This window comes from Microbacterium sp. Cr-K20, from assembly GCF_000708325.1.
Classification (GTDB): domain Bacteria; phylum Actinomycetota; class Actinomycetes; order Actinomycetales; family Microbacteriaceae; genus Microbacterium.
Map to the genome: position 1 here is coordinate 48946 of NZ_JARE01000059.1, position 15533 is coordinate 64478.

Below are 15533 nucleotides of genomic sequence, written 5' to 3' on the forward strand. Positions count from 1 at the left end.
AAGGAGCTCGAGTTCCCATGAGTCTCAGAACATCCGACGACACCGAGGTGATCGTCACCGGGGTCGCACTCTCGCGGCGCCGACGGCAGCTGCGCAAGACCACCGAGTCGTACGCCTTCCTCTCGCCGACGGTCATCCTGCTGTTCGTGCTGATGATCGTGCCGATCGTCATGGTGATCGGCTACTCGTTCCAGGACAACGTGATCCTGAACAAGTCACCCGAGTTCGTCGGCATCGCGAACTACGTCGAGATCCTCTCCGACCCGCGCTTCTGGAAGGCGACGGGCAACACCATCCTCTTCACGGTGACGAGCGTCGCCGCCCACCTCGTACTGGGCCTCGCCTTCGCGATGATGCTGAACAGCCCGCTCCTCGGCCGGTTCTCGCGGTCGCTCTTCCGGGCCCTCTATGTGCTGCCGTGGCTGTTCACGGTCGCGGTCATCGCGGTCCTCTGGCGCATGCTGCTCGCCCCGAACGGCGTGGTCAACTTCCTGCTCAACACCGACATCGAGTGGCTGGCCTCACCCCAGCTCGCCCTGGGCACGATCATCTTCATCAACATCTGGGCGGGGTACCCCTTCTTCATGGTGAGCCTGCTCGCCGGGCTCCAGGGGGTTCCCGCCGAACTCCACGAGGCGGCCACGGTCGACGGTGCGAGCGCCACGCAGCGCTTCTGGAACGTGACGATCCCGCAGCTGCGTCCCATCATCGTGAGCCTCGTGCTGCTCGATCTGATCTGGACCTCGCAGCAGTTCGCCCTCATCTGGATGACCACCGGCGGCGGTCCGATCGATGTGACCGAGGTGCTCAGCACCTTCACCTACAAGCTCGCCTTCGCCAAGTACGACTTCTCGCTCGCGTCGACCTCGGCCGTGCTCGTGCTGCTGATGTCGATGGTGCTCGCCGTGTTCTACGTCCGTCATCAGAAAGCGAGGGACTGACCATGGCTCTCACCGCCCAGAACCAGCGTCGGGTCGGCAAGACCGGACTCATGATCGGACTCCTCATCGGCGCGGTCTTCGCCGCGGGGCCCGTGCTGTGGATGCTGTCCAGCTCGTTCAAGTCGAACACGCAGATCTTCGAACTGCCGCCGCGGCTGCTGACCGACACGTTCTCGTTCGACGCCTACATCGCGATCTTCACGAACGCCGAGACGATGCGGTTCTTCCTGAACAGCTACATCGTGGCCGGCTCTGTCACGGTGCTCACGCTGATCGTCGCGATCCAGGCCGCCTATGCGTTCAGCCGCTTCGACTTCCGGGGCAAGCGGATCCTCAACGTCGTGATCGTGAGCGTGCAGGCCGTGCCGCCCATCACCCTGCTCATCCCGTACTTCGGGCTCATGGTCGGGCTGGGTCTCTACAACTCCTACGCGGGGCTGATCCTCACCTACATGGTGTTCACCCTGCCCTACGCGATCATCATGATGACCGGCTACTTCAACACCCTGCCGAAAGAGCTCGACGAGGCCGTGCGGGTCGACGGTGCCGGCTCCATGACGGCCCTCTGGCGCATCCTGGTGCCGATCTCCGTGCCCGGCATCGTCTCGGTCGGCATCTACACGTTCATGATCGCGTGGAACGAGTACCTGTTCGCGCTGACGCTCACGCGCACGATCGACATGCGCACCGTGCCGATCGGCATCCAGCTCCTCATGGGCCAGCACTCCTACGAGTGGAACCAGATCATGGCCATGAGCGTGCTCGGGTCGATCCCCGTGCTCATCCTCTTCCTCTTCTTCCAGCGGTACTTCATCAGCGGCCTCACGGCCGGGTCCGTGAAGAGCTGAACGACGTCCCGTCCGGGGCCCAGACCACCACGAAACAGGAGATACAAGTGCTCTACACCGGCAAATCCATCCTCGATGTCGCCAACGCGAACAACTTCGCGATCCCCGCGTTCAACATCAGCGACTGGGCGATGTTCAACGGCGTCATGGACATCAGCGAGGAGAAGGCCGCCCCGGTCATCATCGCGATCCACCCCGACGAGGTCTCGCACATCACCACCGACCTGATCGCCGCGATGCACTCCCGTGCGCACCGTTCGAGCGTCCCCGTCGCCATCCACTGGGACCACGGTGGCAGCTACGAGCAGATGATCACCGCGATCAAGGCGGGCTTCACCTCGGTCATGATCGACGCCTCCCTGCTGCCGTTCGACGAGAACGTCGCCCTCACCCGGAAGGTCGTCGATGCCGCCCACGCGGTCGGCATCCAGGTCGAGGGCGAGCTCGGCACGATCGGCGCCAACGACAGCTACGGCGAGTCGGGCGCCGCCGAGATCATCTACACGAACCCGGCCGACGCCGTGCGTTTCGTGGCGGAGACCGGCGTCGACAGCCTCGCCATCGCGATCGGCACCTCGCACGGGCTGTACCCGGCCGAGAAGAACCCGGAGCTCCGCCACGACCTCCTGCAGGAGATCAAGGCCGCGGTCGGCATCCCCCTCGTGCTCCACGGCGGGTCGGCGAACCCCGACTCCGAGCTTCGCCGCGCCGTCGAGCTCGGTATCAACAAGATCAACATCTCCAGCGACATCAAGGTCTCGTACCACAACCGCATGCGTGAGATCCTCGGCACCGACGAGCGCCTGCGCGAGCCGAACGCGATCCAGCCCGAGCCGATCGCCGCGCTGAAGGCCACGGCGGCTGAGAAGATCGAGCTGTTCGGCGCCGACGGCAAGGCCGACCTGTACTGACCGGACGGCGGATCTCGAAGGGGAGGGAGATCGGCGCATGAGCGCTGGCGAGGACAGGCGGCTCGTACTCGGGCTCGGGGGAACGGTCGACTACGAACTGCGGTGGGATGCCGCGGTGCTCGAGCGGCTGGCCTCCGTGCACCGCGTGCGGCGGCAGGAGCTGACCTCGACCGCGCCCATCGTCGACGAGCGATCGCTCCTGGTCGCCGTCCTCGCCCTCGTCGATGACGGTACGGGCGCGGAGCGCTTCGTCGCATCATCCGATGTGATCGAGGCGTTCTCCTCGCACTTCGAGTACGCCGTGACCCTGGGCGGCACCGGCGTGCGGGCCGGGCTCGTCCTGGACAGTCTGGGGATCCCCAGCATCCAGCATCTGGTGAGCATCGACGACAACGTGCGTCGGCTGCTGCCTCCCGGGGTGTCCTTCGTGTGCTCGGCGACGCAGGACACCCTGGATCCGCACCTGATCGTGCAGTATCCGGCCGGCGCACGCATACGGCTGCACGACGGGGATGTCTTCTCGCCGGGACCCAATCGGCTGATCTTCGCCAACGATCCGCCGAACCGTGAGATGCGTCTCGCTGCCGAGCTGGGGGAGACGCTGGCCACCGCGTCCGTGCTCCTCGTCTCCGGCTTCAACACCATGCAGGACCATGCCCTGCTCGAGCAGCGCCTGGAGCAGCTCCACGAAGCGATGCTCCGACTGCCCGACGATGCTCTCGTCTACTACGAGGACGCCGGCTTCTACACGCGCGCCTTCGCGGAAACGGTACGCATCCGGCTGCTCCCCGGCATCGACGTGTACGGCATGAACGAGGACGAACTGCAGGAATACGTCGGGCGGTCGGTGGACCTGCTCGATCCGGCGGATGTCGTCCGCGCCCTGGCAGACATCCGCCGGATCATCCCCGTCCCCGCGCTGGTCGTGCATACGCGGTACTGGGCGCTCGCCATCGGCGCCGAGGCCTTCAGGCACGGTGCGGCGCTCGAGAGTGCCGTGCGCGTGGCGGCCACCCGCTATCGGCTCGGTGACGGATTCACGGCGGCACAGGCGGCCGAGACGGCGCGCATGCCCCGACATGCGGGCGGGACGGCACTCGTCGCCGCTGTCATGGCGGCCGTGCCGGATGCCGTCGGCGTCCCGGCATTCGCCCTCGAGGTCGAACACCCGACCACGATCGGCCTGGGTGACACCTTCGTCGGCGGGTTCCTCGCCGCCCATGCTCAGGACGGAGGGCACCCGTGAAACCGATCCGGCTCGCGTCGAACCGTCCGGCCGAACGCTTCTACCGCGGCGGTGCCCGCATCGCCGCTTTCCGCGGGGAACGCGAGTCCGCACCCCGTGAACCGGAGGACTGGGTCGGATCGACCACGACGATCCGCGGCGAGCAGGTACTCGGGCTGACGACGCTCCCGGACGGGCGGATGCTGCGCGACGCGGTCGCCGAGGATCCCGTGTCGTGGCTCGGTCCCGTGCATGCCGAGCGGTGGGGATCCGACACGCGTCTGCTGGTGAAGCTCCTCGACGCGGGGCAGCGGCTGCCCGTGCACGCGCACCCGCACGACGACTTCGCCGCCTCGCATCTCGGCCGCACGCACGGCAAGGCGGAGGCCTGGTACATCCTCGAGGGAGGAGTCGTGCACGTCGGGCTGCGCGAGGAGACGAGCGTCGAAGCGCTCGCCGACCTGGTCTCGCGCCAGGATGTGACGGCGCTCCTCGGCCTGCTGCACGAGGTCGAGGTCCGCCCCGGCGACGTCGTCTGGGTGCCACCGGGCGAGCTCCATGCGATCGGTGCCGGCGTGCTGCTGCTCGAACTGCAGCAGCCGGAGGACCTGTCGATCCTGCTGGAGTGGGAGGGCTTCGCCATCGACGGTCCCGGCGAGGGGCACCTGGGGCTGGGCTTCGATCTCGCACTCGCCGCCGTCACGACCGCCGCGCGAGGCCCGGCGGAGCTCGCCGCCCTCGTGCGTGCCGCGCCTCTGTCGGGTTCGGTCTTCCCTCGCGCGGCGGATCGGTATTTCCGACTCGAGCGGCGTCCGGTGCGCGGAGCGTCGGTGATCGAACCCGGGTTCGCGATCATGATCATCGCCGACGGCACCGCCGACCTCGACGGCGAAGCGCTGCCGACCGGTGCCACGGTCCTCATCCCGGCCGCCGCCGGCGGGATCGAGGTCAGCGGTGACGCCGAGCTCCTGATCGCGCGGCCCCCGGCGCCGTGAGGGCGATCGCGGGGGATCGAGCGGCGGATCCCGGCGGCTAGACTGGACACATGCCCGAACCGAAAGTCGCCAGCTTTCCGGCGATCCGCGGTGCGCTGAAGTTCTACCAGATCGCGTCGATCATCACAGGAGTCATGCTGCTCCTGCTGCTGACCGAGATGGTGCTGAAGTACACGCCGATCCACCTCGAGCTCTTCCTGGGAGGCTCCGGAGGACCACTGTGGTTCGCCGGCGTGCTCGCCGGACCCGACTGCCAGTGGTGGTCGCTGTTCGCCCCGATGACCAACTCCTGCGAGATGACCTCGCTGGGCGACGGGTTCAACCTCTCGCTGTTCATCCTGGTGGCGCACGGCTGGTTCTACGTCGTCTACCTGTTCGCGTGCTTCCGCATGTGGAGCCTGATGCGCTGGCGCTTCCCGCGCTTCATCCTCCTCGCGCTCGGCGGTGTCATCCCGCTGCTGTCGTTCTTCATGGAGGCGGTCGTCGCCCGTGAGGTCAAGACCTATCTCGCCACCCGAGAGGCCGCCGAGGCCTCCACCCCCGCCCCGGAAGGTGTCCGTTGACCGAACAGTCCGAGACCCAGCAGCGTCCTGCGCTCGTCGTCGACTTCGGCGCGCAGTACGCGCAGCTGATCGCCCGTCGAGTCCGCGAAGCGGGTGTGTACAGCGAGATCGTGCCGCACACCGCCACGGCCGAGGAGATCGCCGCCAAGAACCCCGTCGCGATCATCCTCTCCGGCGGGCCCTCGTCCGTGTACGAAGAGGGCGCGCCGAAGCTCGACCCGGCGGTCTTCGACCTCGGCGTCCCGACGCTCGGCATCTGCTACGGCTTCCAGTACATGGCTCAGACGCTCGGCGGCGAGGTCGCGCACACCGGACTGCGCGAGTACGGCGCGACGGATGCCGCGATCTCCGGCGACGGCGGCACGCTGCTCGGCGGTCAGCCGGCGGAGCAGAACGTGTGGATGAGTCACGGTGACCAGGTCGCCACGGCGCCGGAGGGCTTCGACGTGCTCGCCACGACCGAGGCCACGAAGGTCGCGGCGTTCGCGAACGAGGAGCGCGGGTTCTACGGCGTGCAGTGGCACCCGGAGGTCAAGCACTCCGACCACGGCCAGCGCGTGATCGAGAACTTCCTGCACAAGGGTGCCGGTCTCGCCTCCGACTGGAACAGCGGCAACGTGATCGCGGAGCAGATCGAGCGCATCCGCGAGCAGGTCGGTGACGCCCGCGTCATCTCCGCTCTCTCGGGTGGGGTCGATTCCGCGGTCTCCACGGCTCTCGTGCACAAGGCGATCGGTGACCAGCTGACCGCCGTCTTCGTCGACCACGGCCTCCTCCGCAAGGGCGAGCGCGAGCAGGTCGAGAACGACTACGTCGAGTCCACCGGTGTGCGTCTCATCACCGTCGACGCGGCAGAGACCTTCCTCGGCCACCTCGAGGGAGTGACCGACCCGGAGGAGAAGCGCAAGATCATCGGCCGCGAGTTCATCCGCGCGTTCGAGAAGGTGCAGCTCGACCTCGTCGCCGAGGCGAAGGCTTCGGGCGGCGCTCCGGTGAAGTTCCTCGTGCAGGGCACGCTCTACCCCGACGTCGTCGAGTCCGGCGGCGGTGCGGGCACCGCGAACATCAAGTCGCACCACAACGTGGGTGGCCTTCCCGACGACCTCGACTTCGAGCTGATCGAGCCGCTGCGCGCGCTGTTCAAGGACGAGGTGCGAGCGATCGGCCGCGAGCTGGGAATCCCCGAGACGATCGTCGGACGTCAGCCGTTTCCGGGGCCCGGTCTCGGCATCCGGATCATCGGTGAGGTCACCGCTGACCGTCTTGAGATTCTGCGTGAGGCCGACGCCATCGCCCGTGAAGAGCTGACGAAGGCGGGTCTCGACCAGGAGATCTGGCAGTGCCCCGTCGTGCTGCTGGCCGACGTGCGCTCGGTGGGCGTGCAGGGCGACGGCCGCACCTACGGTCACCCGATCGTGCTGCGCCCCGTGTCGAGCGAAGACGCCATGACGGCGGACTGGACGCGTCTGCCGTACGACGTGCTGTCGAAGATCTCGAACCGCATCACGAACGGCGTCCGTGACGTCAACCGCGTCGTGCTCGACGTCACGTCGAAGCCGCCGGGGACGATCGAGTGGGAGTAGGGAGCACCATGCTCCCCGATGCGGCGCCGGCTCTGCCCGACGCCGAGTACCTGGTGCTGTCCAGCCGGTTGATCCCGGGTCTGGACGGCGGGTACACGATCGCTACGCTCGCGCGCGCCCGGCAGCTGGCCGATGCCGGCGTCGCGAAGGGTGCCGGCCCGCAGCTCCTGACGTTCGACCCGGGAACCGCGGCCGATCACGCTGCCCACCGCAGGACGTTCGCGGAACAGGGGGCGCTCACCGACCCGTCCCGGATGCGCAACCTCTTCGATGAAGCGGTCGCGTCCGACGGGGGAGCGGCCGGATGGCTGCGTGCGGCAGCGGATGCCGCCGTCACCGCCGACCCCGACGTCGAGTACCGTGTGCTGACCGATGCCGACGGGCGCCCGTTCGCGGCGCTCCCGGTCATTCCGGGTAACCCCGACTGGCACCTCACCGCGGAGCCGGTCCTGGTCTACGACGGCGCGGGCGAGGTCTCCGGCGCGCTGCACGGTTTCCGTGGTCTCTACCGCGCGTGGCTCGATCATGTGGCGGCCGCGTTCGGTGACCGCCGCATCGTCGTGATCTGCGAGTCCCGCCAGCTGGGCGAGCTCATCGCGGACTGGTCGGATCCGCGGGTGCGCATCGTCCACACCATTCACACCATGCACGTCGAGGCGCCCTACACGCCGGATGCGTCGATGAACACGCTCTGGACCCGGTGGTTCCGCCTGGCCGACCGCTTCGACGCCGTGATCTGGCCCACCGCCACGCAGCGTGACGACGTCGTGGCCCGCTTCGGGGATTCGGCTCTGCACGCGGTCGTGCCCAATCCGATCGCTCCCGTCGAGGGTAGGGACGACCTGCGCGAAGACGGCCTCGTCGTGGTGCTGGGCCGCCTCGCACCGGGCAAGCGCGTCGATCACGCGATCCGCGCCTTCCTCGCGGCCGACGTGCCCGGCGCCCGGATGGAGATCTGGGGCGGCGGCCCGGAGCAGGAGCGCCTGCACGCGCTGATCGAGGAGCTCGACGCCGGAGACCGCGTCGTGCTCGCCGGATACACAGACTCACCCGCGACGGTTCTCGACCGGGCGTCGATCCTGGTCACCTCCACGGCCTTCGAGGGGCAGCCCCTCGGCGTGGTCGAAGCGCTGCTGCACGGCAGTCCCGTGATCTCGTACGACGTGCGCTACGGCATCCGCGACGTGCTACAGCAGGGCGGCGGTGCCCTGGTGCCGAGCGGAGACGTCGACGCGCTGGGCGATGCGATCCGTTCCCTGCTGACCGACCCGGATCGGCTCGCGGCGCTGAGCGCCGAGGCCCCGACGGTCGCCGCGGCGTGGAGCCCGGAGCGCTCGCTCGACGCCCTCACCGCCGTGATCGCTGCGGTCGCCTCTGCGCCACCGCGTCGCTGACACCCCCGCTCTCCTTGGCGCCGGAGTCGGCGTGACGAGGGGCTCCTCGCGACCGTGAAAGAAATCTCGAAGATTTCCGTCGCCGATGTCGATCCGCGGCATTCCCGTTCGACGTCTGGAATGAGAGGGTCGAGAGACGGCCCTTCGAACAAGGAGAACATCATGAAGTTCATGCTCATCATGCGCGCAGACGACACCGCCGTCGAGGCATACAAGGAGATGCCCTTCGAGCAGGTCATCGAGGCCATGGGCAAGTACAACGAGTCGATGATGAAGGCCGGCGTGCTGGTCGCGGGCGAGGGCCTGACCGATGCCGCCGAGGGATTCGTCGTCGACTTCAGCGCGGAGAAGCCGCTCATCACCGACGGCCCGTACGGAGAGACCAAGGAGCTGTTCAACGGCTTCTGGATCCTCGAGGTCTCGTCGCGCGAGGAAGCTGCCGAATGGGCGAGCCGTGCACCCCTCGGTGCCGGATCGTTCCTCGAAGTGCGCCGGGTCACCGGCGTCGAGGACTTCCCGGCCGACAACGAGTGGATCGAGAAGGAAGCCGGCTGGCGCGAGGAGCAGGCCCAGCGCGCACAGCAGTGATGGACGGATCCGCGAACGACGAGGCCGCGCGCTCCGCCCCCGATGACGGGTCGGCGGAGCGCGCGGTCGCCGCGGTATGGCGCATCGAGTCCGCGCGCATCGTGGGGGCGCTCACCCGCATGGTCGGCGATTTCGGGCTCGCGGAGGACCTCGCCCAGGAGGCGCTGGTCGATGCGCTCCGGCAGTGGCCGGTCGAGGGGGTGCCGCGCAACGCGGGGGCCTGGCTCACGGCGGTGGCGAAGCGCAAGGCGATCGACGGATGGCGCCGGGCGGAGCGTCTGGATGCCCGGGTCGCCGCTCTCGCCCGCGACCTGGAGCGGGAGCAGGCCGAGTCTCCGGACGTGCTGTGGGACCCGGATGCCGTCGACGACGACGTGCTGCGCCTGATCTTCATCGCCTGCCACCCGGTGCTGTCGAAGGAGGCGCAGGTCGCCCTGACGCTGCGGGTGGTCGGTGGCCTGTCGAGCGAGGAGATCGCCCGTGCCTTCCTCGTACCGACGGCGACCGTGCAGCAGCGCATCGTGCGGGCGAAGAAGACGCTCGCGGCGGCGAACGCGCCCTTCGAGGTGCCGCCTCGCGAGGAGCACGCCGCGCGTCTGGGCGCGATCCTCGGCGTGCTGTACCTCATCTTCAACGAGGCGCACGCGGCGAGCAGCGGGCCGGAATGGATGCGACCCGAGCTGAGCGACGAGGCCATCCGGCTCGGCAGGGTGCTCGCAGCGCTGATGCCGCGCGAGCCCGAGGTGCACGGCCTGCTGGCGCTGATGGAGCTGACGGCGGCCCGGTTCGCCGCGCGTGTGGACGGAAACGGCGACCCCGTGCTGCTCGCCGACCAAGACCGTGGGCGGTGGGATCGCGGGCGCATCACCCGCGGTCGAGCGGCGCTGGGGACGGCCGACGCGCTCGGGCGCGGTCGCGGTGCCTACTGCCTGCAGGCCGCGATCGCCGAGTGCCACGCGACCGCGGCATCCGTGGACGACACCGACTGGGACCGCATCGTGCTCCTCTACGAGGCTCTCGGCCGGATCGCACCCTCGCCGGTCGTGGAGCTCAACCGTGCCGCCGCTGTCGCGATGGCGACCGGCCCGGCATCCGCGTTGCGCATCATCGATCAGCTCTCGAGCGCGGGAGCGCTGCGCGGGTACCACCTGCTGCCCGCGACCCGGGGGGAGTTGCTGCGGCGGCTCGGGCGCGAAGAGGAGGCACGGAGCGAGTTCGCGGTCGCCGCCGGCCTCGCGGGCAACGATCGCGAACGGTCGTTGCTCGAGCGGAAGGCTGCCGGGGCAGAGAAATGACCCGCCCCCTTCGGGAAGCGCGAAGCTGCCGAAGGGGACGGGCGTCGAGTATGCGGGAGCGTCAGTCGTTGACCTTCTGACCGCGACCCGCGATCAAGCCGTAGATCAGCAGGACGATGATCGAACCGGCGATGGCGAGGAGCCAGGTGCCCAGATCCCAGAACTCGGTCAGCGGGCGGTTGAGGATCAGGCTGCCGAGCCAGCCGCCGAGCAGGGCGCCGACGACACCGAGAAGGAGGGTGATGAACCACCCGCCACCCTGCTTGCCGGGCAGGATCAGCTTGGCGATGGCCCCGGCGATGAGGCCGAGGAGAAGAAAGCCGAGAAAACTCATGGTCAGCTCCTATGTGTCGGGAGCCCCGGGGGGCCAGGGCTCGTGACACCCACACTGCCGGTCTTCGCGACCGCACGACAACCCCTTGCGCACACCTCCCCGGGTGTGCCAAAAGGCCCGCCTCCACGGGGGAGACGGGCCTTTTGAACGGTGGTTCGCGTCAGTTGTTGCCGCGGACGATCGCGATGATGCGCAGGATCTCGACGTAGAGCCACACGACCGTGACCATGATGCCGAAGGCGCCGAGCCAGCCGTACTGGCGGGGAGCGCCGTTGCGGACGCCCTGCTGGATCTGGTCGAAGTCGAGCACCAGCGAGTACGCGGCCATGATCACGACGAGGACGCCGATGATGACGCCGAGCGGGATGCCCATGATGGTGGCGCTGAGCATGCCGAACGCCTGATCCTGCGGCAGGACGCCGGTCCACATGAGGACGAGGTTCAGCAGCGAGAAGACCAGGTAGCCGATCATCGCGATCATGAAGATCTTGGTCGCCTTCTTCGACGCGCGGATCTTGCCGCTTGCGAAGAGGGCCAGGGTCACGCCGACGACCGAGACGGTCGCGAGGGTGGCCTGGAACACGATGCCGGGGTAGATGACCTCGAAGAACGCCGAGATGCCACCGATGAAGAGGCCCTCGAGCGCGGCGTAGGCGAAGATCAGCGCGGGGCGCACCTTCTTGCGCGAGGTGAAGGTGATGACCATCGCGAGCACGAAGCCGCCGAGCGCACCGATGATCCACGGCATCATGTTGACGGGCGCCGGGTTCTGGGGGTTGTACGGCGGAGCGTCGATCCCACCGAGCGTCCACACCCAGCCGATGGCTGCGGTGACGAGCAGGATGGCGAACAGGCCGGCGGTCTTCCAGACGGTGTCCTCGACGGACATCCGGTCGGTCTCGATCGCACCGGCAGGCGGGGCCGCGTACATGCCCTCGAGCTGCGCGTTGGCCGCGACATCCATCGCCCCGTGCTGGAGCGAGGCGTTCTGCGCGCCCTGAGCAGCCTGAGGTCCGCCCGGGTAGGTCGCGACGTTGCGCGGGTCCTGCTGCTGGAAAGCAGGGTTGTTGAAAGCGAAGTTGCTCATTGGTGGGCCTCACTCCAAAGGGGGTTGTAGGTCTCTTGCCTCCACGATACTCGGGTGGTGCCGCTCCAGGCGTGTTCTACGCTGAGAGCGTGCCCAGGAAATCACCCCTCGTCATCGGGCACCGCGGTGCGCCCGGCTATCGCCCGGAGCACAGTCGCTCCTCCTACGAACTGGCGCTCGCGATGGGCGTGGATGCCGTGGAGCCCGACGTCGTCGCGACGAAGGACGGTGTCCTCGTCGTACGGCACGAGAACGAGATCTCGGGCACGACCGACGTCGCCCTGCATCCGGAGTTCGCCGATCGCAAGACGACCAAGCGTGTCGACGGACAGGCGCTGACCGGCTGGTTCACCGAGGACTTCACCTGGGCGGAGCTGTCGACCCTACGTGGGCGGGAGCGGCTGCCCGAGGTGCGGGTCTCGAGCGCGAGCTTCGACGACTCGCAGGCCATCCTCCGCCTGCGGGACGTGCTCGACATCGTGCGCGACGGTTCGACCGAGCACGGGCGGGAGATCGGCGTGGTGCTCGAGGTCAAGCACGCCACCTACTTCGCGAGCATCGGCCTCGACCTGGCTCCGCTGATCGAGCGTGAGCTGCGGGATGCGGGGTGGGCCGACGGAGAGCTGCCGCTGGTGATCGAGTGCTTCGAGTCGACGGTGCTCGGGCAGCTGCGGGAGCGCGGCGTCGCGGCGTCGTACATCTACCTGATCGAGGCGACCGGTCGCCCGTACGACCGGCTGGTGGCCGAGGGCAAGCAGGCGCTCACGTACAAGGCGACCGTCACCCCGCAGGGGCTCGACGGCCTCGTCGGACGTGTCGACGGCATCAGCGTCAACAAGAAGATGCTGCTCGACCGCGGCAACACGATCGTCGCCGATGCGCATGCGCGCGGCCTGCAGGTCTTCACCTGGACGTGCCGGCCGGAGAACGCGTTCCTGTCGCCGGAGTTCCGCGGCTCGGGTGGACGCTCGGCGTTCGGGGACTACGAGTCGGAGTGGGGCGTCATCGCGCGCCAGGGTATCGACGGCGTGTTCGTGGACCACCCCGATCTGGGCGTGGCGTTCTTCCGCAGCTGAGTGGAGCCACCGGAGGCCGGGTCAGAGGGTGCGGTCGAACGCGCCGCGACGGGTGGAGACGATCTCCTTGCCGAGCGGCATGAGCGAGATCGGGACCATCTTGAAGTCGGCGATTCCCATCGGGATGCCGATGATCGTGACGCACAGCAGGATGCCGGAGACGATGTGGCCGATCGCGAGCCACCAGCCGGCGAGGATCACCCACAGGACGTTGCCGAGGAACGAGCCGACGCCGGCCGTCGGCTTGCTGATGACCTCGCGCCCGAACGGCCAGATCGCGTACGCGGCGATACGGAACGAGGCGATCGCCCACGGGATCGTGATGATCGGGATGCACAGCAGGATGCCGGCCAGGACGTACCCGAGGAACAGGGCCCATCCGGCCAGGATGACCCAGATGATGTTGAGGATCGTGCGCATGGGGAGATTGTGTCACCCCCGAGGCTCGGTGTCTGAGCATCCGCCCCGAGGTCCCGGGCGCGCGGCGGTCCGGATGCCAGACTGACCGCATGACCGGAATCGTGGTGCAAGACGTCAGTAGAGCGTTCGGAACGGTGCAGGCGGTGCGAGGGGCCACCCTGCGAGCCGAGCCGGGCCGCGTGACCGGGCTGGTCGGGCCGAACGGAGCGGGCAAGACGACGCTGCTCCTCATGCTCGCCTCGCTCCTCGCGCCCGACTCCGGAACGATCAGCATCGGCGGCGTCGACCCCTCGGTCGACCCGCTCGCGGCTCGGCGTCTGCTGGGCTGGATGCCGGACGCACTCGGCGCCTGGCCGTCGCTCACGGCGCGGGAGACCATCGTCACCACCGCCCGCCTGTACGGCATCGAGAAGCCGGATGCCGCCGCGCGGGCGCAGCAGCTGCTCACACTCGTCGGGCTTGGGGAGCTCGCGGACTCGCCCGCGAAGGTGCTGTCGCGGGGGCAGAAGCAGAAGCTCGGCCTCGCCCGCGCCCTCGTGCACGACCCCCAGGTGCTGCTTCTCGACGAGCCGGCATCCGGACTCGACCCCGAGGCGCGTGTCCAACTGCGCGAGCTGCTGCGTCGCCTGGCTGCCGAGGGGCGCACGGTGCTGATCTCGAGCCACATCCTCTCGGAGTTGGAAGAGGTGGTCGACGATTCGGTCTTCCTCGTGGCCGGTGCCGTGGTCGACGCGGCTCCCCTGCAGACCTCTGTGCGCGCGTGGCGCGTGCGCCTGGCCGGCGCGACGCCGGAACGTCTGAACGCCGACACCTGGCAGGTGGCATCGAACCTCGGTCTGTCCCCGGACTCCCTCGCCACGGATCGCGGAGCGGTACTCGTCGGATTCGCGGGTGAGGATGCGGCGGCGCAGTCATTGCGCACGCTCGTCGAAGCGGGCCTGCCGGTAGCGGAGTTCGCCCCGGCGCAGAGCGATCTGGAGCACACGTTCCTCAACCTGTCGCATGCGCCGCTGCCGCAAACCGCCGCTTCCACCCCGCAGCATCCGGCACCGCCTGCACCCTCTTCGCCCGCCGCACCACCCGCACCACCCGCCGCGCCTCCGGCGCCACCCGCCCCCGCAGCACCGACCGGAACGGAGACGGGAGCATGAGCCTCGCGAACATCGGGATCATCGCCCGACTCGAACTGACCCAGCGGCTGCGGAGCGTCGGCTGGTACGTCCTCCTGGGTGTCTTCGCCCTCATCCTGCTCGGGGTCACCGGACTCGCGTTCGCCGTGTACTCGTGGGGCGACTTCGTCGGCGCCGGCGTCTATTCGATCGTCGTCAACATCGTGCTGCTGCTGGTCGTGCTGGTGTCACCGACCCTCAGCGGCAACGCGATCAACGGCGACCGTGATGCGGCGACCCTCGCCGCGGTCCAGGTGACCGCGGCGTCGACCGGCGACATCATGCTCGGCAAGCTCCTCGCCGCCATCGCGACCGGCGGCGCCTTCCTGCTCGTCGCCGTGCCGTTCCTCGCCCTGTCGCTCCTGGGCGGGGGAGCGGATGCGCTCGTGCTGCTGGTCTCGCTGCTCGTGCTCGCGGTCGAGATCATCGTGGTCGCGGCCATCGGCGTCGGCCTGAGCGGACTCATCGCCCGCCCGCTGTTCTCGGTCGCGGCGACGTATCTCGTGGTCGCCGGCCTCGTGTTCGGCACGCTCATCGCCTTCGGGCTGGGCGGCATGGCCGTGCGCAGCGAGGCGACGACATACTCGCGCCCGTACGACGCGAACGGCGCCCCCATCTGCGACGAGTGGGAGGTCGGCACCACCTACGAGGTGCCGCGATTCGACTACGTCTGGTGGGCGCTGTCGGCCAACCCGTTCGTCGTGCTCGCCGATGCGACCCCCACGGAGTTCTCGGCCGAGGGGTACCCGGTCGACCTGTTCGGCCAGATCAAGCTCGGCGTGCGCAGCGCGCAGCAGTCGCCGCTCGAACAGCGCTGGGACGAGTGCGACCCGAACGGCGGCTACCGCACGCCGGAGGAGATCATGGACTCGTCGGTGCCCAGCTGGTTCGTGGGACTCGGCGTGCAGATCGTCATCGCCGGCTCGCTGTTCGCCGGGGCATGGGCACGTACGCGTACGCCCGCGAAGCGTCTGCCGCCGGGCACCCGCATCGCCTGAGGATGTGAGAACGGAAGGGCGAACGGGAAGTCGCCACCTCCCGTTCACCTTCCGTGCACCGGAAGGATTCTTCGCGGCCACGCGGGATCGGTGGTCTGGGCTGGTA

At 68.7% G+C, this 15533-nt stretch carries 16 protein-coding genes; 13 read left to right on the top strand and 3 right to left on the bottom strand.

All coding sequences use genetic code 11. The annotated features are described in order from the left end of the window. The first annotated feature begins 17 nt into the window (after positions 1-17). The 10 genes from GZ67_RS0114285 to GZ67_RS0114330 all read left to right on the top strand — a co-directional run bounded on the left by GZ67_RS0114285 (position 18) and on the right by GZ67_RS0114330 (position 10343). Positions 18-941, top strand: coding sequence for a carbohydrate ABC transporter permease (locus tag GZ67_RS0114285; RefSeq protein WP_029262266.1), 924 nt, complete (start codon positions 18-20; stop codon positions 939-941). Positions 942-943: 2 nt separating this feature from the next. Next, the gene (locus GZ67_RS0114290) at positions 944-1789 is read left to right on the top strand and encodes a carbohydrate ABC transporter permease (protein WP_029262267.1); all 846 of its coding nucleotides are present in this window, start codon (positions 944-946) and stop codon (positions 1787-1789) included. A gap of 47 nt (positions 1790-1836) precedes the next feature. Further along, on the top strand, positions 1837-2700 hold the full coding sequence (locus tag GZ67_RS0114295; protein WP_029262268.1) for a ketose-bisphosphate aldolase: 864 nt from the start codon (positions 1837-1839) through the stop codon (positions 2698-2700). Between the two features lie 37 nt (positions 2701-2737). Continuing rightward, positions 2738-3946, top strand: coding sequence for an ADP-dependent glucokinase/phosphofructokinase (locus tag GZ67_RS0114300; protein ID WP_029262269.1), 1209 nt, complete (start codon positions 2738-2740; stop codon positions 3944-3946). Beyond that, positions 3943-4920 (top strand): class I mannose-6-phosphate isomerase, encoded by a 978-nt coding sequence (locus GZ67_RS0114305; RefSeq protein ID WP_029262270.1) that lies wholly within the window; start codon positions 3943-3945, stop codon positions 4918-4920. The genes GZ67_RS0114300 and GZ67_RS0114305 overlap by 4 nt, the downstream gene beginning before the upstream one ends. A gap of 50 nt (positions 4921-4970) precedes the next feature. Then, the gene (locus GZ67_RS0114310; RefSeq protein WP_029262271.1) at positions 4971-5483 is read left to right on the top strand and encodes a DUF3817 domain-containing protein; all 513 of its coding nucleotides are present in this window, start codon (positions 4971-4973) and stop codon (positions 5481-5483) included. Beyond that, on the top strand, positions 5480-7066 hold the full coding sequence (gene guaA / locus GZ67_RS0114315; protein WP_029262272.1) for a glutamine-hydrolyzing GMP synthase: 1587 nt from the start codon (positions 5480-5482) through the stop codon (positions 7064-7066). Before GZ67_RS0114310 ends, guaA begins: the two co-directional genes overlap by 4 nt. A gap of 8 nt (positions 7067-7074) precedes the next feature. Continuing rightward, positions 7075-8460 carry a glycosyltransferase gene (locus tag GZ67_RS0114320; protein ID WP_029262273.1) on the top strand — a complete coding sequence of 462 codons (1386 nt, stop codon included), beginning with the start codon at positions 7075-7077 and terminating at the stop codon, positions 8458-8460. A gap of 162 nt (positions 8461-8622) precedes the next feature. Next, positions 8623-9048: a YciI family protein gene (locus GZ67_RS0114325; RefSeq protein WP_029262274.1), complete on the top strand. Its 426-nt coding sequence runs from the start codon at positions 8623-8625 to the stop codon at positions 9046-9048. Next, entirely contained in the window at positions 9048-10343 is a 1296-nt protein-coding gene (locus tag GZ67_RS0114330) for an RNA polymerase sigma factor (protein ID WP_029262275.1), read from the top strand. Before GZ67_RS0114325 ends, GZ67_RS0114330 begins: the two co-directional genes overlap by 1 nt. 61 nt (positions 10344-10404) lie before the next feature. On the opposite strand, the gene GZ67_RS0114335 is transcribed toward GZ67_RS0114330, so the two are convergent. Further along, entirely contained in the window at positions 10405-10677 is a 273-nt protein-coding gene (locus GZ67_RS0114335; protein WP_017203627.1) for a GlsB/YeaQ/YmgE family stress response membrane protein, read from the bottom strand. Between the two features lie 160 nt (positions 10678-10837). Further along, positions 10838-11764 (bottom strand): Bax inhibitor-1/YccA family protein, encoded by a 927-nt coding sequence (locus tag GZ67_RS0114340; RefSeq protein WP_029262276.1) that lies wholly within the window; start codon positions 11762-11764, stop codon positions 10838-10840. An 89-nt stretch (positions 11765-11853) separates the two neighbouring features. On the opposite strand from GZ67_RS0114340, the gene GZ67_RS0114345 reads away from it, so the two are divergent. After that, entirely contained in the window at positions 11854-12840 is a 987-nt protein-coding gene (locus GZ67_RS0114345) for a glycerophosphodiester phosphodiesterase family protein (protein WP_029262277.1), read from the top strand. Between the two features lie 21 nt (positions 12841-12861). Here the strand turns inward: GZ67_RS0114345 and GZ67_RS0114350 are convergent, their stop codons facing one another. Continuing rightward, positions 12862-13260 carry a YccF domain-containing protein gene (locus tag GZ67_RS0114350; protein ID WP_029262278.1) on the bottom strand — a complete coding sequence of 133 codons (399 nt, stop codon included), beginning with the start codon at positions 13258-13260 and terminating at the stop codon, positions 12862-12864. An 89-nt stretch (positions 13261-13349) separates the two neighbouring features. Here GZ67_RS0114350 and GZ67_RS0114355 point away from each other — a divergent pair, with 89 nt between their 5' ends. Then, the gene (locus GZ67_RS0114355; RefSeq protein WP_081860012.1) at positions 13350-14411 is read left to right on the top strand and encodes an ABC transporter ATP-binding protein; all 1062 of its coding nucleotides are present in this window, start codon (positions 13350-13352) and stop codon (positions 14409-14411) included. Beyond that, positions 14408-15427 (top strand): ABC transporter permease, encoded by a 1020-nt coding sequence (locus tag GZ67_RS0114360; RefSeq protein ID WP_029262280.1) that lies wholly within the window; start codon positions 14408-14410, stop codon positions 15425-15427. Before GZ67_RS0114355 ends, GZ67_RS0114360 begins: the two co-directional genes overlap by 4 nt. Positions 15428-15533 lie beyond the last annotated feature (106 nt).

Excerpts from the sequence above, each read along its gene's own strand:
- GZ67_RS0114320 (WP_029262273.1), top strand. The coding sequence starts at position 7,075 with ATGCTCCCCGATGCGGCGCCGGCTCTGCCCGACGCCGAGTACCTGGTG.
- GZ67_RS0114360 (WP_029262280.1), top strand. The coding sequence starts at position 14,408 with ATGAGCCTCGCGAACATCGGGATCATCGCCCGACTCGAACTGACCCAG.
- GZ67_RS0114330 (WP_029262275.1), top strand. The coding sequence starts at position 9,048 with ATGGACGGATCCGCGAACGACGAGGCCGCGCGCTCCGCCCCCGATGAC.
- GZ67_RS0114285 (WP_029262266.1), top strand. The coding sequence starts at position 18 with ATGAGTCTCAGAACATCCGACGACACCGAGGTGATCGTCACCGGGGTC.
- GZ67_RS0114310 (WP_029262271.1), top strand. The coding sequence starts at position 4,971 with ATGCCCGAACCGAAAGTCGCCAGCTTTCCGGCGATCCGCGGTGCGCTG.
- GZ67_RS0114340 (WP_029262276.1), bottom strand. The coding sequence starts at position 11,764 with ATGAGCAACTTCGCTTTCAACAACCCTGCTTTCCAGCAGCAGGACCCG.
- GZ67_RS0114350 (WP_029262278.1), bottom strand. The coding sequence starts at position 13,260 with ATGCGCACGATCCTCAACATCATCTGGGTCATCCTGGCCGGATGGGCC.
- GZ67_RS0114325 (WP_029262274.1), top strand. The coding sequence starts at position 8,623 with ATGAAGTTCATGCTCATCATGCGCGCAGACGACACCGCCGTCGAGGCA.
- GZ67_RS0114290 (WP_029262267.1), top strand. The coding sequence starts at position 944 with ATGGCTCTCACCGCCCAGAACCAGCGTCGGGTCGGCAAGACCGGACTC.
- GZ67_RS0114355 (WP_081860012.1), top strand. The coding sequence starts at position 13,350 with ATGACCGGAATCGTGGTGCAAGACGTCAGTAGAGCGTTCGGAACGGTG.
- GZ67_RS0114300 (WP_029262269.1), top strand. The coding sequence starts at position 2,738 with ATGAGCGCTGGCGAGGACAGGCGGCTCGTACTCGGGCTCGGGGGAACG.
- GZ67_RS0114335 (WP_017203627.1), bottom strand. The coding sequence starts at position 10,677 with ATGAGTTTTCTCGGCTTTCTTCTCCTCGGCCTCATCGCCGGGGCCATC.